The 21,644-nt window shown below is 63.7% G+C and carries 13 protein-coding genes; 7 read left to right on the forward strand and 6 right to left on the reverse strand.

Annotated elements, in window-relative coordinates; genetic code table 11:
* Window positions 1-8: 8 nt before the first annotated feature.
* Entirely contained in the window at window positions 9-911 is a 903-nt protein-coding gene (gene grxD, locus IC757_RS16940; RefSeq protein WP_190974721.1) for a Grx4 family monothiol glutaredoxin, read from the reverse strand.
* Between the two features lie 205 nt (window positions 912-1,116).
* On the opposite strand from grxD, the gene gltB reads away from it, so the two are divergent.
* Genes gltB through IC757_RS12990 form a run of 4 tightly spaced genes read left to right on the forward strand, consistent with a single transcriptional unit; the run spans window position 1,117 to window position 7,727 of the window.
* Complete coding sequence (gltB, locus tag IC757_RS12975; RefSeq protein WP_190974722.1) at window positions 1,117-5,562, forward strand: glutamate synthase large subunit; 4,446 nt, start codon at window positions 1,117-1,119, stop codon at window positions 5,560-5,562.
* 48 nt (window positions 5,563-5,610) lie between these two features.
* Window positions 5,611-5,850 carry a type II toxin-antitoxin system Phd/YefM family antitoxin gene (locus tag IC757_RS12980; protein ID WP_190974723.1) on the forward strand — a complete coding sequence of 80 codons (240 nt, stop codon included), beginning with the start codon at window positions 5,611-5,613 and terminating at the stop codon, window positions 5,848-5,850.
* Window positions 5,851-6,288: a type II toxin-antitoxin system VapC family toxin gene (locus tag IC757_RS12985; protein WP_190974724.1), complete on the forward strand. Its 438-nt coding sequence runs from the start codon at window positions 5,851-5,853 to the stop codon at window positions 6,286-6,288.
* Window positions 6,289-6,302: 14 nt separating this feature from the next.
* Entirely contained in the window at window positions 6,303-7,727 is a 1,425-nt protein-coding gene (locus tag IC757_RS12990; protein ID WP_190974725.1) for an FAD-dependent oxidoreductase, read from the forward strand.
* Here IC757_RS12990 and IC757_RS12995 read toward each other — a convergent pair whose 3' ends face one another.
* The 3 genes from IC757_RS12995 to IC757_RS13005 form a co-directional block, all read right to left on the reverse strand.
* Window positions 7,728-10,472, reverse strand: coding sequence for a serine/threonine-protein kinase (locus IC757_RS12995; protein ID WP_190974726.1), 2,745 nt, complete (start codon window positions 10,470-10,472; stop codon window positions 7,728-7,730).
* A 31-nt stretch (window positions 10,473-10,503) separates the two neighbouring features.
* On the reverse strand, window positions 10,504-12,645 hold the full coding sequence (gene rlmKL, locus IC757_RS13000; protein WP_190974727.1) for a bifunctional 23S rRNA (guanine(2069)-N(7))-methyltransferase RlmK/23S rRNA (guanine(2445)-N(2))-methyltransferase RlmL: 2,142 nt from the start codon (window positions 12,643-12,645) through the stop codon (window positions 10,504-10,506).
* Between the two features lie 68 nt (window positions 12,646-12,713).
* The gene (locus tag IC757_RS13005) at window positions 12,714-13,982 is read right to left on the reverse strand and encodes an FAD-dependent oxidoreductase (RefSeq protein ID WP_190974728.1); all 1,269 of its coding nucleotides are present in this window, start codon (window positions 13,980-13,982) and stop codon (window positions 12,714-12,716) included.
* A gap of 44 nt (window positions 13,983-14,026) precedes the next feature.
* On the opposite strand from IC757_RS13005, the gene IC757_RS13010 reads away from it, so the two are divergent.
* Window positions 14,027-15,364, forward strand: coding sequence for an erythromycin esterase family protein (locus IC757_RS13010; protein WP_190974729.1), 1,338 nt, complete (start codon window positions 14,027-14,029; stop codon window positions 15,362-15,364).
* Window positions 15,365-15,422: 58 nt separating this feature from the next.
* Here the strand turns inward: IC757_RS13010 and IC757_RS13015 are convergent, their stop codons facing one another.
* A complete protein-coding gene (locus IC757_RS13015; RefSeq protein WP_190974730.1) occupies window positions 15,423-16,619 on the reverse strand; it encodes a hypothetical protein in 1,197 nt (398 codons plus the stop codon).
* A 131-nt stretch (window positions 16,620-16,750) separates the two neighbouring features.
* Here IC757_RS13015 and IC757_RS13020 point away from each other — a divergent pair, with 131 nt between their 5' ends.
* The gene (locus tag IC757_RS13020; protein WP_190974731.1) at window positions 16,751-17,758 is read left to right on the forward strand and encodes a serine/threonine protein kinase; all 1,008 of its coding nucleotides are present in this window, start codon (window positions 16,751-16,753) and stop codon (window positions 17,756-17,758) included.
* Complete coding sequence (locus IC757_RS13025) at window positions 17,755-18,399, forward strand: 2OG-Fe(II) oxygenase (RefSeq protein ID WP_223846133.1); 645 nt, start codon at window positions 17,755-17,757, stop codon at window positions 18,397-18,399. Before IC757_RS13020 ends, IC757_RS13025 begins: the two co-directional genes overlap by 4 nt.
* A gap of 17 nt (window positions 18,400-18,416) precedes the next feature.
* Here IC757_RS13025 and IC757_RS13030 read toward each other — a convergent pair whose 3' ends face one another.
* Window positions 18,417-21,644: an efflux RND transporter permease subunit gene (locus tag IC757_RS13030; RefSeq protein WP_190974732.1), complete on the reverse strand. Its 3,228-nt coding sequence runs from the start codon at window positions 21,642-21,644 to the stop codon at window positions 18,417-18,419.

The raw sequence follows: 21,644 nt of genomic DNA on the forward strand, positions 1-21,644 counted from the left end.
CACCCGGCTCAGCCGCTGATGGCGGCGGCACCGCCCTCGAGATTGTAGACCTGGGTGTAGCCCTGCTTGCGGTAATGCTCGGCGTACTGCTGGCTGGTCACACCGACATCGCAAACGAATACCAGTGGCTGGTTGAGATCGCCGTCCTTGAGCTCGGCCATCAGGTCGGCATCCAGCGGACGGGCGAAATCCAGCGGCTTGTCGGCGCGGTTGGCCTCGGAGCGGGTATCGATGACCAGCAGACGCTCGCCGGAGTTCAGTCGTTCCTGCAACTCGGCCGGGGTCATCTGCTTGACCGCTGCCGGGGCGCCGGGCAGGTCGAGCTTCAGTCCCTCGCCCTGCACGCTTTCCACCCAGTCGATCTTCGCACCCTTGGCCCGCTGCGCCGAGGCCAGGTCCATCAACACGGTAATGCCGGCGGCCTCGGTCTCGATTTCGTGGCCCTGTTTCGGCCCGACCTGGAACTGGGCATCCCAGCCCGAGTCAATGGAAAAATGCAGGTGGTTGCCGGGATAGGCATCGAGAAATTCGCGGATCTTCTCGGCGGCCTTGTCGGTGATCTCGATCTCGGGCGGCGTACGGTCGGGCTTTTCCAGGCCGAACGTTTCGTGCAGTTCTCCGGAGTTGAACATCTCGGTGATGATGTCGCAACCGCCGACCAGCTCGCCGTCGACATAGAGCTGCGGAATGGTGGGCCAGTCGCCGTAGACCTTGATGCCTTCGCGAATCGAGTCGTCCTCGAGCACGTTGTAGGCCGCGTAATCACCATCGAGCAGCTGATCGATCATGCCGGCCACACGGGCGGAGAAGCCGCATTGCGGCATCTTGGGCGTGCCCTTCATGTAGAGCACATAGCGATGCGATGCGATCTGCTGTTCAATTCGGTCGCGAACGGCGGGGTCGAGAGTCATGGGAATTCCAGTCCAGTATGAATGAGAGTGCTGCGTGCATTATTGTCGGGACGATCCGGGCCACGATCAAGGCCACGGGGCGAAACCGCGAATAGCTCAGACCCATAAACTTATGGCTTAACGTGCTCAGATTGTCCGTCATTTTTGGTTATGCTAGACCATTCGTTTGAAACAGCCGTCAACGGCGGCGGGCAGCACCCTCCCATTGAAAACGCTCCATCAGACTGATTTTGAACGCGACTCCTGTGGATTCGGGCTGATTGCCAGCCTCGGAGACCGCGCCGAACACCGCATTCTTGCCGACGCGCTGGCCGCACTGACTCGCCTGACCCACCGCGGGGCCGTGGCTCCCGACGGCAAGACCGGCGACGGCTGCGGCATTCTCATTCGCCTGCCTGGTGAGTTCCTGCGCGCCGTGGCTGGCGAGGATGGCATCGAGCTGGGTGAGCGTTTTGCCGTGGGCATGGTGTTTCTGTCCCCCGATCAGCACCAGGAGCAACGCGCGGTGCTCGAGCGCTGCCTGGGTGACCAGGCGCTCGAGGTCGCCGGCTGGCGAACCGTCCCGATCAACCCGGACGCACTGGGTGAGCGTGCCGCCGACACCCGGCCCCGCATCGAGCAGATCTTTGTCAACGTCCCGCAGGAGCTCCCGCGCGGCGATCTCGGCCGGCGGCTGTTCATGGCCCGGCGCCACTGCGAAAACTCGATCGACCCGGATAGCGGGTTCTACGTCGCCAGCCTGTCGGCCGAGACAGTGGCCTACAAGGGCATGGTCATGCCCGAGTACCTCTCACAGTTCTATCCCGACCTGGCCGATCAGCGTCTGACCACCTCGGCCGTGGTATTTCACCAGCGTTTTTCCACCAACACCCTGCCACGCTGGGAGCTGGCACAGCCCTTTCGCATGCTGGCCCACAATGGCGAGATCAACACCATTCGCGGCAATCGCAACTGGACCCGGGCCCGGCGCAAGCTGCTGGCCTCGCCGCTGCTCGAGGAAATGGGCGATCTGGACGAACCCGTCGCCATGCATGGGTCCGACTCCAGCTCGCTGGATAACATGGTCGAGCTGCTGGTCACCGGCGGCATGCCGCTGCCCCAGGCCGTGCGCATCCTGATGCCGCCGGCCTGGCAGACGGCCGACAACCTGGATGCCGATCTCAGGGCCTTCTACGAGTATTTCACTTTCCACCAGGAAGGCTGGGATGGCCCGGCCGGCCTGGTCATGTGCGACGGGCGATTCGCCGTCTGCGCACTCGACCGCAACGGCCTCAGGCCGGCACGCTGGACGCTGACCACTGATCGTCGCCTGATCGTTGCTTCCGAGACCGGCGTGGTTGACTTGGACACCCGGGAGGTCAAGGCCCGCGGGCGCCTCGGGCCGGGACAACTGCTGGTCGCCGACATCGAATCGGGCGAACTGCTCGACCATCGCGGGGTCGACGAGCAACTCAAGAACCTGCATCCCTGGCAGGAGTGGCTGAAATCGGGCGTCAAGTACCTCGATTCCGAACTGGTCGACGTGCACATGGCCGCCGAACCGTTCGACAAGGACACGCTGGCCACCTACCAGAAGATGTTCAACCTGTCGCGCGAAGAACGTCGCGAAGTGGTCCAGGTGCTGGCGCGCACCCAGTCCGAGGCGGTGGGTTCCATGGGCGACGACACGCCCATGCCGGTGCTTTCGACCCGGGTCCGGTCCATTTATGACTGCTTCCGTCAGCAGTTTGCCCAGGTCACCAACCCGCCCATCGACAGCCTGCGCGAACGTATCGTCATGTCGCTGGAAACCGGCATCGGCCGCAAGGGCAACGTGTTCACCCCCGGCCCGGAGCTGGCCGAACGCGTGGTGCTCAACTCGCCAGTAATGAGCCAGCGCAAGCTAAGGCAGCTGATCAACACCCCGCAGCTGGGCGTGCCATCGGAGTTCATCGACCTGAACTACCCGGAAGACCTGCCGCTGGAGCAGGCCATCGACGATCTTTGCCAAAAGGCCAGTGCGGCGGTGGACGACGGCAAGCTGATCCTGCTGATCTCCGATCGCTACCTCAAGCCCGGCCACCTGCCGGTGCATGCCCTGCTGGCCACCGGCGCGATCCATCACCACCTGCTCGAGACCGGCCAGCGCCCGCAGTGCAACCTCATCATCGAGACCGGCACCGCCCGCGACCCGCATCACTTCGCCTGCCTGATCGGTTTCGGCGCCACCGCCGTCTACCCCTATCTCGTCTACCAGAGCCTGCACGCCATGGTTGAGGCCGGGGAAATCGAGAGCCCGGAGAACCGGGTGCTGGAGCTGGGTCGCAACTTCCGTCGCGGCATCCGCAAGGGGCTCTACAAGATCCTGTCGAAGATGGGCATTTCCACCATTGGCTCGTACCGCGGCGCTCAGCTGTTCGAGATCATCGGCATGGCCGACGAAGTGGTCGACAAATGCTTTCCGGGCGCGGTCAGTCGCATCCAGGGCGTGGACTTCTCCGACTTGCAATCCGACCAGCAATCGCTCGCGCGCTGGGCCTGGAACAAGACCGTGCCGATCGAACACGGCGGACTGTACCGCTACGTACACGGCGCCGAGTACCATGCCTGGAACCCGGACGTCACCAAAGCGCTGCAACATGCGGCACAGACCGGCAGCGAAGACAGCTATCGCGAGTTCGCCCGGCTGGTCAACGAGCGTGAGCCGGCCACGCTGCGCGACCTGCTCGATTTCACTTCACCGCACGCACCCATCGACATCGACCAGGTCGAAGCGGCCGAAGACATCGTCAAGCGATTCGATTCGGCCGGCATGAGCCTGGGAGCCCTTTCACCCGAAGCACACGAGGCGCTGGCCATTGCCATGAACCGGCTCGGCGCGCGCTCGAACTCCGGCGAGGGCGGCGAGGACCCGGCCCGCTACGGCACCGAGAAGCGCTCCAAGATCAAGCAGATCGCATCGGGCCGATTTGGCGTGACCCCGGAGTACCTGATCAATGCCGAGGTCATTCAGATCAAGATCGCCCAGGGCGCCAAACCCGGCGAGGGCGGCCAGTTGCCCGGCCACAAGGTCGACAAGCTGATCGCCCGGCTGCGCTTCGCCACGCCCGGTGTCGGCCTGATCTCGCCGCCGCCGCACCACGACATTTATTCCATCGAAGACCTGGCGCAGCTCATTTTCGACCTCAAGCAGGTCAACCCGGATGCACTGGTCTCGGTCAAGCTGGTGGCCGAACCCGGCATCGGCACGATTGCTGCCGGCGTGGTCAAGGCCTATGCCGACCTGATCACCGTGTCGGGTTACGACGGCGGCACCGGCGCCAGCCCGCTGACCTCGGTCAAGTACGCCGGCGCACCCTGGGAGCTGGGCCTGAGCGAGGTCCGCCAGGTGCTGATGGCCAATGACCTCAGGGGCCAGGTGCGTATTCAGGCCGACGGCGGACTCAAGACCGGCAAGGACGTGGTCAAGGCCGCCATTCTCGGCGCCGAAAGCTTCGGTTTCGGCACCGCGCCCATGGTGGCGCTGGGCTGCAAGTACCTGCGCATCTGCCACCTCAACAACTGCGCCACCGGAGTGGCCACGCAGAACGACATTCTGCGCAAGAAACACTTCATCGGGCTGCCCGAGATGGTGATCAACTACCTGATGTTTGTCGCCCGGGAAGTGCGCGAGATCCTGGCGCAACTGGGTGTGGCCCGGATCGAGGATCTGATCGGCCGCACCGAGTACCTCAAGCGCATCGAAGGCCTGACCCTGCGCCAGAACAAGCTTGATCTCTCGCCGCTGCTGGCCACATCCGGCCTCAGTCCGGACACCGCCCACTACTGCCTGGCCGAGCGCAACCCACCGCACGATACCGCCGAATTGGCCGGAGACATCCAGGCCGACACCACCGAAGCCGTGAAGAATGGCCGTGGCGGCCGGTTTGCATATCCGATCCGCAACAGCGACCGCTCCATCGGCGCGCGGCTATCGGGCGAGATCGCCACGCACTGGGGCAACCAGGGCATGGCCGAGCATCCCATCGACATCGAATTTACCGGCACGGCCGGGCAGAGTTTCGGCGCCTTCAATGCCGGCGGCCTGCACCTGAAACTCACCGGCGAGGCCAACGACTACGTCGGCAAGGGCATGGCCGGCGGTCGCATCGTGCTCACTCCACCCGAGGGCATCGGCTACCCGGCCCGCACCACGCCCATCATGGGCAACACCTGCCTGTACGGGGCGACCGGCGGCGAGCTTTTTGCCCAGGGCACGGCCGGCGAGCGCTTTGCCGTACGCAACTCCGGTGCCATTGCCGTGATCGAGGGCGCCGGCGATCACTGCTGCGAGTACATGACCGGCGGGGTCGTTGTCGTGCTCGGCCGCACCGGCATCAACTTCGGTGCCGGCATGACCGGCGGCTTCGCCTACGTGCTCGACCTCGATCGCGGCTTCGTCGACCGCTATAACCACGAGCTGATCGACATCCGCCATATCGAACCTGACAGCATGGAGAACCACGTCCATCACCTCAGGGGACTGATCATGCGGCATATCGAACTGACCGGCAGCGAGCAGGCCGCGTGGGTGCTCGACGACATGCGCCGGCTACTGCCCAAGTTCTGGCTGGTCAAACCCAAGGCCGCCGAACTCGACGACCTGATTTCCGCCCTGCGCGATGCGGCCTGATCCGGGAACGGAATGGTACACTTTATGTGTGCACATGGAGACATCAGCATGAACACGACCAACGTTCGCGAAGCACGCAAGAGACTATCGGCCCTGCTCGACCAGGTCGAGCGTGGAGAGAGCGTGGTGATCAGTCGACGCGGCAAGCCCGTGGCCAGACTGGTTGCCGCCCACACAGAAGAGCCGGTTCGCTTCCCCTCGCGCGCCAAACTCCGGCAATCCCTGCCACCGGCGAAGGAATCTTCGGCCGGAACCATTCGGGCGCTGCGGGAAGAGGAGCGATTCTGATTGCTGTACTTCGACACCAGCGCCGTGCTGCCCTACTACCGCCAGGAAGCCGCCAGCGAAGCCGTGGAGTCTTTGCTGCAGGCGCAGAGCACGCCCGTGCTGATCAGTGACCTCGTTGAAGTCGAGTTCGCTTCGGCCTTGGCGCGCTGGGTGCGTTGCGGGGAACTGGACGAACCGCAGGCCCATCGCATTGAAGCCACTTTTCGCGAGGACCTCAATGCCGGGCGCTTTTCCAGGGCACCGGTGACGGGTCGTCATTTCGAGCAGGCCCGGGAGTGGCTGAGTCGTCGCAAGACCGCCTTGCGCACACTCGACGCTCTGCACCTGGCCTGCGCCCAGGATTGTTCAGCCAGGCTGGTCACCCTTGATGCAGCCCTGGCCAAAGCAGCAGACTTCTGGGGCCTGGATGTTCAAAACCCCAGCTCCGGCTGGCAATGAATTGAATGAATGCCATGAAAAATCCGAGTCCTCTCCATTTCCTCGAAAGCCCGCGCCGCGACCCCGAAGTGTTGTCCGTACCGATTCGCGTGCGCGGCTGGGATGAGATCTACGGCGGCTACGATGCCGATGGCGCGGCCGATCAGTCGGCGCGCTGTATCAACTGCGGCAATCCCTACTGCGAGTGGGAATGCCCGGTGCACAACTACATTCCCGACTGGCTGCGGCTGGCCCGCCAGGGTCGCCTGTTCGAGGCCGCCGAGCTGTGCCACCAGACCAATACCCTGCCCGAGATCTGCGGGCGCATCTGCCCGCAGGACCGGCTGTGCGAGGGCGCCTGCACGCTCAACGACGGGCTGGGCGCGGTCACCATCGGCTCGGTGGAGAAATGGATTACCGACGAGGCCTTCCGCCAGGGCTGGCGGCCCGACCTGTCGAAGGTCCAACCCACCGGCAAGCGTGTAGCCGTGATCGGTGCCGGTCCGGCCGGACTGGGCGCGGCCGACATCCTGGTCAGAAACGGCGTCGAGGCACACGTGTTCGACAAGTACCCGCGCATCGGCGGCCTGCTGACCTACGGCATCCCGCCATTCAAGCTCGACAAGCAGGTGGTCGAGACCCGGCGCGAGATTCTGGAAGGCATGGGTGTCAAGTTTCACCTCGGTACCGAGATCGGTCGCGATATCGAGTTCGAGCAGCTACTGGCTGACTACGACGCCGTATTTGTCGGCATGGGCACCTACAAGTACGTCACCGGCAACCTGCCCGGATCGGACAAGGACGGCGTCATCGAATCGCTGCCCTACCTGATCGGCAACATCGGTCAGGTCCTCAGGGAACCGATGGACGGCTTCGGCTATATCAACCTCGAAGGCAAGCGCGTGGTCGTGCTTGGCGGCGGCGATACCGCCATGGACTGCGTGCGCACCGCGATCCGCCAGGGCGCGTTTTCGGTCACCTGCGCCTATCGCCGCGACGAGGAGAACATGCCGGGCAGTCGCCGCGAGGTGCAGAACGCGAAAGAAGAAGGCGTGGAATTCCTGTTCAACCGCCAGCCCGTCGAGATCGTCGGCGAGAACGGCGCCGAGGGTGTCAAGGTAGTCCGCACCGAGCTCGGCCCGCCCGATGAGGCCGGCCGGCGGCGGCCCGAGCCGGTCGAAGGCAGCGAGGAAACCCTGCCGGCCGACGCAGTGGTCATCGCCTTCGGCTTTCGCCCCAACCCGCCCGACTGGCTGCTGTCGGCCGGTGTGGAAACCCACGAGGACGGGCGCCTGAAAGTCGGCGAGAACGGCCATTCTGCCTACCAGACCAGCCACGAAAAGATATTTGCCGGCGGCGACATGGTACGTGGCGCCGACCTGGTGGTGACTGCCGTCTACGAGGGCCGCGAGGCCGCCAGGTCATTGATTTCGTGTCTGGATCTGCAGCCCCAGGGCTGATCACTGACTGATCAGTTCGGCGAACGCCGCCCGGGCTTCGTCCAGAGACTCGTCCTCATTGTCCAGCACGGCAGTCAGCCAGTCGACCAGCGAGCCGGACGTGCCGTTTCGCAGCGCCAGCAGTTCCACGGCGTTCATGATCAGTTCGCTTTCCAGCGTTTCGCCGTGATCGGCAACCGCGGCGTGAATACGCTCGCGCCACTCGCGCTCAGCTTTTCGATCATCAGCTTCAGCGTGTACATCCGCCAGCAACAGTGCCGTACCCAGCGTCAGTTCGTGATCATCCCCCAGGACTTCCACCCGTTGTCGATAGGCTCGCAACGCAAGCTCTCCAGCCTGATCGAGCTGCCCCAGCGCCAGATGGGCGCGGGCAGCGTGATGCTGCGCCTGAAGTGTGTCGGGATGGTCCGCGGTCAGCAGATGCTCACGCCACGTTGCTACCTCCGCCAGGTCTTCCAATGCCTCCTCGTTCATTTCCTTGCGCAGATGTAACAGGCCCAGGCTGAGGCGGAAGTTCAGCGTGGTCAGGTGGTTGCGCCCATAGGTCTGGCGTGCCAGCGAAACCAGCTGCCGGAGCTCCGATGCCGCGTCTTCCAGCCGCCCCATCTCCATCAGGGTCATCGCCCGGTTGTTCATGACGTTCAGGGTAGAGCGATTGCGTCGGCCATAGCGCTCGGCCAGGATGTCGTAGACCTCGTTTTCGATCTCCAGCGCCTCTTCCAGACGCCCCAGCATTCCCAGTGCCGCACCCACGTTGAGCATGGCACTGTAGTAATTTCCACTGCCCGACTCGAGGTGATCCCGGGCGCGGTCAGCGCTGTCGCGGAAATGCACAAGTGCCGATTCGATATCCCCCGACAGAGCGTGTACATAACCCAATGTATTCACTGCCCGAATGGTGTATTCATGATGAGGCCCAAGCTCGGCTTCGGCCCGTTTGATGTTCTCGGTAGCCACCCGCATGGCTTCATCGTTCTGCCCCGTATCGACCAGGAGATTGGCCCGCGAATCCCAGGCATTGTGCCGCAGGCTCAACTGATCAGGAGCTGCTTCGTGCATGCGATCAAGCACCTGGTCAAGCACCTCGCCAGCACGTTCATGCTCGCTGTTTCGGGAAAGCAGGCGATAGTGGCGCTGAAGTGCAGTCAGAGTGCGTGCGTCATCCGGTCCCAACTCATCCTCACGCAATTGGACAACCCGCTCGGCCAGTGGCAATGCAAGGTCGATCATCCCGGCGTCGGTATAGACATCACGCACGGTTTCGTAAAGATCGGCCTGTAGCAAGGGTTCATCGGCAAAGTCGCTTTCGATGGAATCAATCGCCCGCCTGAGCATGAACTCATCGATCAGGTCCTGCGCCAGATCGGTCGGGTTGATTCGTCCCACAGCGATCTCGAAGGCCTCAATGCCGGCCTTGACAGCCTCGTGATCAGCTTCATCGGTAAAGGATTGGGCGTACTGCTGCCGCAGTCGTTCGACAAACCCTTCGCCAAGCAAATGAGGCTCCAGATCCCCCAGCATGGACTGCTGAAAGCCAATCATCTTTTCCAGTTCAAGCTGCCGGTCTTCCGCGATCCTGCGCTGCTGCTGAGCTTCCGTCATGGCCAGGAGCGCGGCGCTCAAACCGACAGCAAGAGAAATCATGATCGTCGTCACGCCGGTTGCAGCCAGGGCATTGCGGCGCAGAAAACAACGAATCCGGTAGGCCCGGGAATCGCCCATGGCCCGCACTGGCTGACCCGAAAGGAAACGGCGCAACTCCTCGGCCAGTTCGGAGGCGCTCTCGTAGCGCTGGTCCGGATCAGGGTCCACTGCCCGGTGGGCAATTGCACTCAACTCTCCACGCAGGCTGCGCACCAGACCGCGTACCGTCGTCTGCCGGCATCGGGCAGTCTCTGCGAGTTGCCGCCCCCCACCCGCCAGCAAACCGGTCAGGGGTTCGGGGGTTCTTCCAGCCAGGCGATGCCGGATCGTTTCGGTGTCGGCACCCCGAAACAGATGCTGCTCAAAGGGACGCTGATCGCTCAGCAGTTCATACAGGATCACTCCCAGTGAATAGACATCGCTGCGCACATCGATGGCCGCCTCTTCATCGAACTGCTCGGGGCTCATGTACAGAGGCGTTCCAGCCGAACTCTGGTCCCGTCGCTCGTGTCGGGACAGGGCCGTTCCCGCGATACCGAAATCAATGATTTTCGGGCTGGGCACGCCGTCGATCCGGGCGACCAGTATGTTGGCGGGCTTGAGGTCGCGATGAATGATCCCCTTCTGGTGAGCATGTGCCACACCCTGACAGATGCGGATAAACAGCTCGATCCGATCTTCCAGGGACAGCCGCTGCTCCTGGCAGAACCTGTTCAATGGCAGGCCGGGAACGTACTCCATGGCAAAGTAGGGATAGCCGTCAGGATTGGTGCCTGACTCGAAGATCTGGGCGATGGCGGGGTGGCGCATCTGCGCCAGGGCCTGACGCTCTACAAGGAACCGGACTTCGCTGGCCGGGCCGAGAATCTTCTTCCGAATCAGCTTGACGGCCACTTCGCGTTCGACCGGCTCGAGCTGCCTGGCCAGGAAGACCTGTCCCATGCCGCCGGCTCCCAGTGGACGAATGACCTGGTATCCGGGCAGATTCAGAGACTCGCCAGCAGCCCCCGTCTCGTCGGCGGGCTCCTCCTGAAAGACATGGGTTGCCTCGTCTTCACCTTCGCCGCCGGCTTGATCCTGATCGTACCTGTCTTTGCTCATTTCAAACCCGGGCAGCAATTGACCACGCCGATTATGCCCGTGTGGCACTGCTGTCGCCAGTTGGGCGCAGGAACCAGCATTGGTGGATCTTCCGATTGCGTGCGAAGTCCTGGGGAATGGACCACTTCGAACGGTCTTCCAGATCGAACTCCGATGCCAGCGCGCTATCCAGCCTGAAAGCACGCAGATTGGTCGAGAAGATCAGGGTGCCGTCGGCACTCAGGTGGGCCGCGGCGGCACGGATCAGTTCGGCGTGATCGCGCTGGATGTCCAGGGTGCCGTCCATGCGCTTTGAGTTGGAAAAACTGGGCGGGTCGAGAAAGATCAGGTCAAAGCGCTCCTGGTTGCGTGCCAGCCATTCACGGCAGTCGGCGGGCACGATGCGGTGGCGCTCGTCCAGGCAGTTGTTGAGCGCCAGGTTGCGCTTGAGCCACTCCAGGTAAGTGTTGGACAGATCGACGCTGGTGGTATGCGCCGCCCCGCCCACGGCGGCGTGCACGGTGGCCGCACCGGTGTAGCAGAACAGGTTGAGCAAGCGCTTGCCTTTTGCGTGCTCGGCCAGCCACAGGCGCACCGGGCGGTGGTCCAGAAACAGCCCGGTGTCGAGGTAGTCGGTCAGGTTGACTTCCAGCCGGCAGCGGCCCTCGGCCACGGTCAATGTCTTTGACTGCCGGCTCTGGCGAGTGTATTGCTCGCTGCCGCGCTGACGACGACGCACCTTGAACACCATGCGTTCGGGCGGCACACCCAGCACGCCCGGCAGCGCGGTGAGTGCGGCCTGCAGGCGGGCGCGGGCCTTCGCCGCATCGACGGTAGCCGGCGGCTCGTATTCCTGCACGTGCAGCCAGTCACCCTCCTCTCCGCGGTAAACATCCACCGCCAGCGCATACTCCGGAATATCGGCATCGTAGATGCGGTAGCACCGGATGTTCTCGCGTTCCAGCCAGCGCCTGAGCTGGCGGCGGTTCTTGGCTATCCTGTTGACCAGGTCCTTGGCTGGTTGCGCTGTTGATTCACCCGCATCCATGCCGATCTCGAATCGTTCCAGGCTGCACTCGATCGGCCCGTTCCTGACCTGCCAGGTGCGCTCGGGCTTCAGCCCGATACGGCAACCGGCACCATTGAGCACCATGGCCCGCCAACCCGGGAAGTGCCGGCGCAGGGTCTCGCCCAGCCTGAGATAGAGCGGCATCAGCTCGTGCTGCTCGCCGATGCGCTCGCCGTAGGGAGGGTTGACCGCCACCAGGCCGGTCTTCACCTTCGCCGGGGGGGCGGCATCGGCCACATCGCGCCGCTCGACATGCACCCGTCCGGCCAGTCCTGCGCGTTCGAGATGCTGGCGCGTCAGGTAGACGGCACGGCGGTCATGATCAAAAGCCGCCATGGGCGGCAGTTTTTCCAGGCCGGCCTCCTGGCGCTCCAGGGCCTCGTCGATCAATGCCTTCCAGACCTCGTCGTCGTGGCCGCGCCAATGCTGGAATCCAAAGCGCGTGCGCAACAGTCCCGGCGCCACGTCGGCTGCCATCCAGGCCGCTTCGATAACGAGCGTGCCCGAACCGCACATGGGGTCGACGAAACCGCCACCGGCGGCGGCCATCTCGGGCCAGTCGGCGCGCAGCAGCATGGCCGCGGCCAGGTTTTCCTTCAACGGGGCCTGGTTGCCGGCCTCGCGCACACCCCGCTTGTGCAGGCTGTCTCCCGACAAGTCCAGGGACACACTGCCCTGGTCGCCGTGCATGTGCACATGGATGCGCAGATCGGGCTGGCTGAGGTCGACCGAGGGCCGCTTCCCTGTCTGTTCCCGCATCTGATCAACGATGGCATCCTTGATGCGCTGGGCGGCAAAGCGGCCGTGACCGACACTGGCCCGGATCCCGGTGAAGGCCACGGCCAGGGTCTGGTCCGGTCCCAGATGGTCGCGCCACTCAATCTTTCGCGCACCGGCATACAAGGCCTCATCGTCGGCAGCGGTGAACTGGGTCAGCGGCAGCAAGATCCGGTTGGCCACGCGCGACCACAGGCAGGCGCGGTAGGCGCCACCCAGATCAGCCTGGAAACGCACTCCGCCGCGCCCGGCCTGGACCCCGGCGAGACCGATGCCGGCCAGCTCGACCGCCAGCAGGTCTTCCAGGCCCTGGGGGGCAGTGGCAAAAAGGGAATGGATGGTGGACATGACGGGTTTCGTGATCGCGGGTACTTCATGATAAACCGCGTCGCGCACCGGTCACCCGCTTTCTCCGCTCAGCCGGCGACCACCTGTCCGGCCGGTCCGAGAGGGTCGCGGATCAGGCGCGATACCACAGCCTCGGCCGATTGCACGCCGGTCTCCAGCAGGGGCACGCCGGGGCAGGCCCAGGACCCGCAGTAGAATAGCCGACGCCCGGGCTGGTCGTGCCACCGCGCCAACTGCTCGAGAATACCGGCATTGCCCTGGTTGACCACGGCCCGCTGCATGGGAAAGCCGGCAATGACGTGCTCATCGCGCGGTTCGAACAACGGGTTCCAGGTCTGGAAGACCGGCGCTCGTCCGGCCAGGGTGGGTTCGACGGCATTGACCCAGACCGTGAACATGCTGTTCTCCAGCCCCCGGTCCATCAGGAAATTCAGGGCGGTCCATTCACGCCGGCGGCGCGGCATGAACCGCGGATCACGATGAACCACAAGCTCGCCACTGGCATACGGGATACCGGCCAGCAGCTGGCGTTCGGCACCGAACGCATCGTCATCGAGAAAGTCGAGCTGATTGGCCTGCGTGGCGACAATGACCCGGTCATAGACACCACCATCGCCACGGGCATTGCGTACAGCCAGCGCCTCTCCATCGGGCTTTACCGTATGCACCGGACTGCCCACATGGGCAGGAATATCGGCAGCCAGGGCGCGGGCAAAAGGTGCAGCGCCTCCCTTCAGGCGCAACAATTCGCCGGAATGCACGATATCGTCAAGCAGAGCAAGCAGCTGACGGGCCGGCCAGTCGTTCAGGCGCCGCTCGCTGCAGGTGCAGATAGTCGAGAGCATGGGCAGAATCAACCCGCGCCAGAACAGCCGGTCGGGAACATACCGCCAGGCGAATTCATCCAGCCGCATGTCGTCGTTTCCTTGCAGCAGGTCTCGCGTCCGACGCGCCAGTCGCCACAGGCCGAGCCCGAGACGCAGTCCCCGCAGACCCAGATGGCGCAGCGAGCCGAACATGGGCCATCCGGTCAGTGGCATCTGCCCACTGCGAAACCAGGTACGCTGATCCATCCAGCTGCAACTGACCTGCACATCGGCCGGAAAGGTCTCCATACCCACCCGCCGGGCCAGTTCAAGGGTCCTGTCCCATCGCCCCTCGCCCATGACCCTGAGTGGCACGTCAACGATTCCGCCGTCGACCTCCAGGGCCTGCGATGCCATGCCCAGTTCCTCGCGGGCCTCGAACAGCCTGACCGCAGAACCGGCATCCCGGCAGGCCCGGGCTGCCGCCAACCCGGCAATACCGCTTCCGATCACCGCCACGTTCAGGCTCATACACTGCTACCATCAGTTTAGATCAACACAGACTCTAAGACCGAATGTCCTTTAGCTGCAATCAAAGCGTCATCCGACGCCTGGTATGCCTGACAGCCCTGATCCTGCTCGCTGCCAGCGCGTCCGCGGAATCCGAGCCGGATAGCGCCGAACGCTACGGTGAACTGATCGCCGAACATGCCACCAAGCTCGAGAACGAAGATCACCTAGAGCCTTTGATCGAGGCCATCGGACAACGTCGGTTCGTGCTGCTGGGCGAAGCATCGCACGGCACGCGTGAGTTCTATGTCTGGCGCGACCGCATCACCCGGCGCCTGGTGCAGGAGAAAGGCTTCGATTTCATCGCCGTGGAAGGTGACTGGCGGGCCATTGGCCGACTGAATGAGTATGTCACCCTGACCAGGGACCACGACGACGGTGCCGGCGGCGTGATGCAGGAGCTGGACCGCTGGCCGCAATGGCTCTGGGCCAACAATGCATTCGCCGATTTCTGCGAGTGGCTGCGCGATCACAACAAGTCACTGGATGCCGAAGACCGGATTGGTCTATACGGACTGGACCTGCAGAATCCCGAAGACTCGGTGGACTTCGTCCTGGCATGGTTCGAGACGCATCAGCCCGATGATCACGACCGCGTCAAGAGCGCCTATAGCCACTTCCTGGACCTCCCGGACTCGTTCGATGGTTATCCGGACCATCTGGTCGCCGGCAACGAGCGCCTGTCAGATCAGGCCAGGCTGGCACTTGAGATCCTCGACGAGACCAGCGACGAGACGCCGAAACACTGGCAGGCCCGTCAGAACGCCAGGGCCATTGCCCATTTCGAGCAATATATTCATGGCACGGTCCGGAGAAGTAGCACGGACGGCTGGAACCGCCGGGTGGCCCACTTCCACGACACCCTCGAAGAACTGACCCGACACCACGGCGATCAGGCTCGCGGAGTGCTCTGGGCACACAACACCCATGTCGGCGATGCCCGGGCCACGCCCATGCATGGCCAGGGCCAGGTCAGCATCGGCCAGCTCCTGCGCCAGGACAAGGGCGAGGATCAGGTATTCACCGTCGGTTTCTCGACCCACTCGGGCGAGGTCATGGCCGCACGGACTGATGGCGCGTCACAGGAGGTCTTCGAATTGGAGGAGGCTCAGGCCGGCAGCGTCGAGGCCCTGTTGGAGGCGCACGCACCGGAGCAGGCACTGGTCTTGTTTGGATCGGCGTTCCGGCAGCAGGACCACGCTGTTGCACTGGACCACCGCGCCATCGGCGTCGTCTTCGATCCGGCCCAGCCCGCCGCCTACGTACCGACCCTGCTGCCCTGGCGTTATGACGCATTGATTTTCATCAGTCGCACGTCGGCACTCAATCCGTTGCACCCATGAACGATTATTATCCCGGCACGAATGTCGATCACATTCGTGCCGGGATAATAGTCACCCATCAGGCTCCATCGAGGTCTTCCGTTTCCCCGTTGTCGGAGTCCTCGTCATTCTCGTCATTGTCTTCGTCTTCCAGCACGGGGTCATCGGCCCGTTCCTCCCCTGGCGCCTCGACGGGAATCGGCTCGAGATGCCATTCCTGCAGCTCTTCCTGCTCGCCCGCATAGCGCCTCAGGCGTTCCCGTCGGGCCCGCCGGTTCTCGAACTGCACTTCCAGGGTAAAGGTCAGGCGCCAGTCGTTGCGGCGCGACTCGCCGGTTTCAAAATCACGCGGCCAGGCATGCTCGGGCTGGATCTCGTAGAACAGCCAATGACGCAGGAACTGGCGCCTGAACCGCAGGGCGACAAAATACTCCTCGACTTCGAAACGCGGATGGGTAAAGCCGAAAGCCCCCAGCTCTCCGCGCAGGGCGGTGCTGGCGTCAAGCTGCCGGAAACCGACCAGCGAACTACGCCAGTCCACCCCGTCGGATGCCTCCGACCAGGTTCCCTGACCGGTCCAGCGCACCAGGCGGTCGCGGTCTGGCAACCACTCCCAGTCAACGCGTGAGGTGGTACCGACACCTTCCTCCCGCTCCCAGAACAGCGACTGGGTCAGGCGGGTCAGGGTGTGGGTGGTCAACCCCTGCACATGGCGATAGCGACCGCGTACCCGTGGGTTGAGCTCGGTGCCACTGACCCGCACCGTGCCATCGATATCAAATCGGGTACGGGCCCGGTCGCTGGCCAGAAATCGCAGGCCGAGACGTGTCCGATCGTCCGGGTCGCCCACCGGCGGCCCATCGCCAAACTCGCTGCTGAGATCTTCATCACGACTGACCAGCAAGCGAACCCGTTCGGAGATTCGCGGCAGCATGATGTTGGCCCGCACCTGCATGCCCGGACTGGTGCCTTCGGTCTGATCCCATTTGACCGAATTGCGAAATCGAAAAAAGGTGCCTACCGGGGTTTCTTCCAGGGCCCGCTCATCGCCGAAGAAGCCATCGAACCAGGCGGCCGGCTCGCACAGGCGCTGACCCAGATAGGAATGTGAGCGGTCGAGCCAGCTTTCCGGCCGGTCCAGGTCGTCGCGACAAGACAGGTCCTGAAGCTCCTGTTGCTGGCGCTTGCGCTCCTCGCGCTCCTGATCGTCATCTCCCCAGGCAGTATTCAGGCAGGCTGCACAGGCCAGGACTACAGCGAATTGATGCAGTTTCATGCCACAATACTCCCGAAATGACTGCCAGGGTCAACGCGAATGGGCCACCAGATCGATATTGGCCGGCATGAATAGATCATAAGCCAACAGGTGGCATCTGCAAGACGCAGATCACTCACGGAGTCCGAACCTTGTCCGACCCTGCCCCCAAGACACGCCCATTCGCCGGTCTCGACCCCGGAAACGTGCTGGATGCCATCGAACAGCTTGGCCTGGTGCCGGATGGCCGGCTGCTGGCGCTGGGTAGCTACGAAAACCGCGTCTGGCAGGTGGGCCTGGAAGACAAAGAACCGGTGGTGGTCAAGTTCTACCGACCGGAGCGCTGGTCTGACTCGGCCATCGAGGAAGAGCACCAGTTTGCCGCCGAACTGGCCGAACATGACCTGCCGGTTGTGGCGCCCACGACCATTGACGGACGCACCCTGCACCACTGCAAGGGCTTTCGCCTCGCCGTATTCCCGCGCCGTGGCGGCCATGCGCCGGAACCGGCCCACGAACCCACCCTGCGTCACCTGGGACGGGTGCTCGGTCGCATGCACGCTGTCGGGGCCACCCGCGACTTTCAGCACCGCGAACGACTCGACATCGAACAGCGCGCGCGGGCGCCCGTGCGCTGGCTGTTGGACAAGCAGTGGCTGCCCCTGCACCTGGAAAAACCGTTTCAACAACTTGGCGAACAACTGCTCGAAGCCATCGAGGCCGGCTGGGAGCGCGCGGGCGATGTCGCCGAACTGCGCTTGCACGGCGACTGTCACCCGGGGAATATCCTGTGGCGGGATGATCAGGCGCATTTCGTTGACCTGGATGACTGTCTGACCGGCCCGGCCATACAGGACCTGTGGATGCTGGTGTCGGGCGAGGCCGAACAACGCGGCCAGCAACTGGGCTGGTTGCTGGAGGAGTATCGTCGTTTTCACGATTTCGATGCTCGTCAATTGCACCTGATCGAGCCGCTGAGAACGATGCGCATGATCTATTATCAGTTCTGGCTGGCGCGCCGCTGGGATGATCCGGCCTTTCCCGCCGCCTTCCCCTGGTTCGGAGAAGACCGGCACTGGGAAAACGTGATCCAGCAACTCAAGGAACAATTGGGAGAAATGTCGGAACCGCCGCCACTCTTGCCGGAGCGCATGACGTGAGCAATATTGTCTCGGCCTGTGACATCCTGTCAGCGACCAATGCCCTGCGACGCGTGGGTTGGTGGTCGGGCGACAACATGGTCTGCGGCGACCTGCTGCCCGACCTGCGTTCGGAACTGATCGAACTGGCCCGCGAAGAGCGGCTGGAACAGGCCGGTGTCGGCCGAGAATCCGACTTCCACATCGACCACGATGTGCGCGGCGATCGCATCTTCTGGTTGACCCGGCAACGTTCCGTGCAACGCCGTCTGCTCGACCGCCTGGAGGAGCTGCGCCTGGATCTCAACCGCGAGTTGTTCCTGGGGCTGTTCGAGTTCGAGGGCCACCTGGCCCACTTCCCCCCGGGCACCTTCTACCGTCGACACCTCGACAGCTTCCGGGGCGCGGCCAACCGGATCGTTTCGGTGACCATCTATCTGAATGAAAACTGGCAACTCGGCGACGGCGGGGAACTGGTTCTCTATCGTCCCGACAGCGATATAGAGATGGCCCGCATCGAGCCGCGCGCCGGTACCATCGCCCTGTTCCTGAGCGAAGAGATCCCGCACGAGGTCCTGCCCTCGCGCATCCATCGTGCCAGTATTGCCGGGTGGTTTCGGCTCAACAACACCACGGCCAGCTACATCGACCCGCCACGATAGCGGTCGGGCCAAATGTATCAGCCCGGTTGAGTTTCAGCTCCGCCAAGGGTCGGATCCGGCCGCTTGCCGGTCAGCTTTTCGACCAGCCAGTCGCTGGCATTCTGCACGATCACGTACAGGCAGGGGATCAGGAACAGCGTCAGCAGCATGGCCACCAGCAAACCGCCGATCACGGCCACGGCCAGCGGCTGCATCAGGTTTGCGCCAGAACCCATGCCAATGGCCAGCGGGGTCATACCGGCGACCGTCGTCAGCGTGGTCATGAGAATCGGCCGCAAGCGAATGCCGCCGGCCTCGACCACCGCTTCCGCCGTGGTCAGTCCGCGCCGCCGACCGCGCTCGATGTATTCGACCAGCAAAATGGCGTTGTTGACCACGATGCCGATCAGCAGAATCACGCCGAGGAAAGCCGGTGCCGACAAGGGTGTGCCGGTGATCGCCAGCATGCTGACCACACCGATCAGGCTCAGGGGGGCAGCGGCCATGATGACCAGCGGATTGGACAGCCGGTCGTACTGAACGGCCAGCACCACGAAGACCAGAAACAGGGCGAGCAGGATGACGGTCAGCATTTCCCGGTCCGTTTCCTCGGCGGTCTCGAACTGGCCGGCAAAAATCAGCCCGTACTGGTCTGGGATGGCCATGGCCTCGACCCGTTCGCGAATCTCATCCATGATCGAGCCGGCATCGTTGAGCGCGGTATTGAAGTTCCCGGTCACGCGTTGCACGCGCACCTGGTTTTCCCGCTCGATGTGGGCCGGGCCCTCTCCCATGTTGAAGCGGGCGACATCGGCCAGCTGAATCACGCGCCCGTTGCCCGAGGACACGATGAGCTGGCCAAGCTGCTGCTCGTCGCCGGTGACCTCTCGCGGCAGGCGCACGCGCACGTCATACTCATTGGCACCGGTGGAATAGCGAGTGGGCACGGACCCGGTGACCGCATCGCGCAATGAGCGGCCGACCTCGCCGACATTCAACCCCAGCGCGGCGGCACGCTCGCGGTCGACATCGATGCTTAGCAGCGGCGTGCGGTCGTCGCGCGCCATTTCGATATCGTCCAGGCCGGTCAGGCCATCGAGCCGGTCGACCATTTCCATCGCCAGATTCTCAAGGGTGTCGAGATCCTCGCCGACGATCATCACGTCCATGTCGGTGCCACGCGCACCGAAATTAAGCCCCGGAATACGCGGGGGGCGAATCCAGGTGCGGGCGTTTGGAATATCGAGTTCACGCAGACGGTCCTGCGCCTCGGCCACCCAGAGTCCGGCCGGCAGTTCGGGGCGTTCAGCGGCATCGGTCAGCACCACGTCCATGCGCGCGGTCCCCGGTCTTTCAGACACCACGCCGCCATGCAGATGGCCGCCGACAATGGCGAACACGCTCTCCACATGCGGCATGTTGCGGATTTCGTTCTCCACCATGCGCGCGGCTTCATCGGTCTGCTCCGGCGTGGTGCCCGGCGGCAGATGGATACGAACGTTGACCTGACCGTCATCAAGCTGCGGCAGAAACTCGTTGCCCAGCCGTCCCATGCCCAGCACCGCAACCACGAACAGCCCGAGCGAAACGACCACCACGCCCCAGCGCCAGCGCAGAACAGGACGCAGGATGGCCCGATAGCGTACGATCAGCCACTCGATGAAGGCATCGAAACCGCGATAGATGGCCGTGCGATTGAGGCCGGACCGGTACTGCACCTTGCCAAACTGGGCCGACAGCATGGGCACCAGGGTCAGCGCCACGGCCAGCGAGGCGACCACGGCAAAGGAAATGGTGAGGATCAGCTCCTGAAACACCAGCGCGGCCATGCCCGTAATGAGCAAGAACGGCACCACCGCGGCCAGGTTGGTCAAAGTACCGGCGGTAATCGCCGAAATCACTTCCTGGGCCCCATCGTGGGCCGCATCCTGTGAGGATTTCTTGAGCTTGTCACGGTGGCGCGAAATGTTCTCCAGCATGACGATGGCGTTGTCGAGCAGCAAGCCGACCCCCAGCGCCAGGCCACCGAGGCTGATCACGTTGAGTGTCTGTCCGCCCAGACCCATGAGCACGAAGGTGAACAGCACGGCCAGCGGGATCGACAGACCGATGACGAAACTCTTTCGCAACGACCCCAGGAAAGCCAGCACCACGACCATGGCCAGCACTGCGCCCAAAATGGCCGCAGTGGCGACTGCGTCGACCGAACCGCGCACGAAATAGGCGCCATCGCGGGTCGCCTCCCAGTGAACGTCGGGCGGCATGAAGCCCGACTCATCGAGCTGGGCCATGCGCTCGTTGATGGCGTCGACCACCTGCACCACGTTGGCCTCGGGCAACTTGTAGATCGAAAGCTGCGTGGCCGGGGTGCCGTTAAGACGCACGAACAGGCGTTGCTCGGCAAAGCCGTCGCGCACATCGGCAATCTCGTGCAGGCGAATCCGCCGCTCAGTCCCCGGCACGGTCAGCAGGATATCGCCGATGTCATCCGGGCTGGCGAAGCGCCCATCGGTACGCGCCATCACATCGAAGTTGGGCGAGGTGATGTTGCCCGCGGCAATATTGACGTTTTGCTGGGCGAGCTGGTCGGCGACATCCGACAGCGTCAGGCGGTAGTAGCGCAGGCGGTCCTGATCAAGCACCACCTCGATTTCCCGGACCTGGCCACCGGCCGCCTCCACGGAGGCCACGCCGCTGATGGACTGCAACTGCGGCACCAGGCGCTGTTCCACCCAGTCGCGAACCTCGCGTGGTTCACGCGTGGGCGAGGAGAAGCCCGCCCGCCAGATGGCCCACTCCCCCGGATCCCACTTGCGCAGGCGCGGCGGCTGGATATCGGAGGGCAACTGCTGGCGCGCCACCTCAAGCTGGCGCGCGGCATTCTGCATGGCGATATCGAGATCGACACCATGCTCGAAGGTCAGGTTAACGTTGGTGCGCCCTTCCGAGGCGCGCGAGGATATTCCGGCGAGATTCTCCACCGACGACAGGTTGCGCTCGAGTACGCGTGTGACCTGCTCTTCCATCACCTCCGGGGCCACGCCGGGATAATTGACGGTGATGCGCACCAGCGGGAATTCGACTTCGGGCAGCAGGTTGACCGGTAACCGATCGACAAAAAACAGGCCCAGCACCAGCACTACCGAGGCAATGGCCAGCGTGCCCACCGGCCGGCGGATGGCCGAGTGGGTCAGGCCGCTGTAGTACTTCGTCCCGCGGGCGGGATCAACTTGTTCGGATTCGGGTCGTTCGTGCTTCTCGGTCAT

This window comes from Wenzhouxiangella sp. AB-CW3, assembly GCF_014725735.1.
Lineage (GTDB): Bacteria > Pseudomonadota > Gammaproteobacteria > Xanthomonadales > Wenzhouxiangellaceae > Wenzhouxiangella.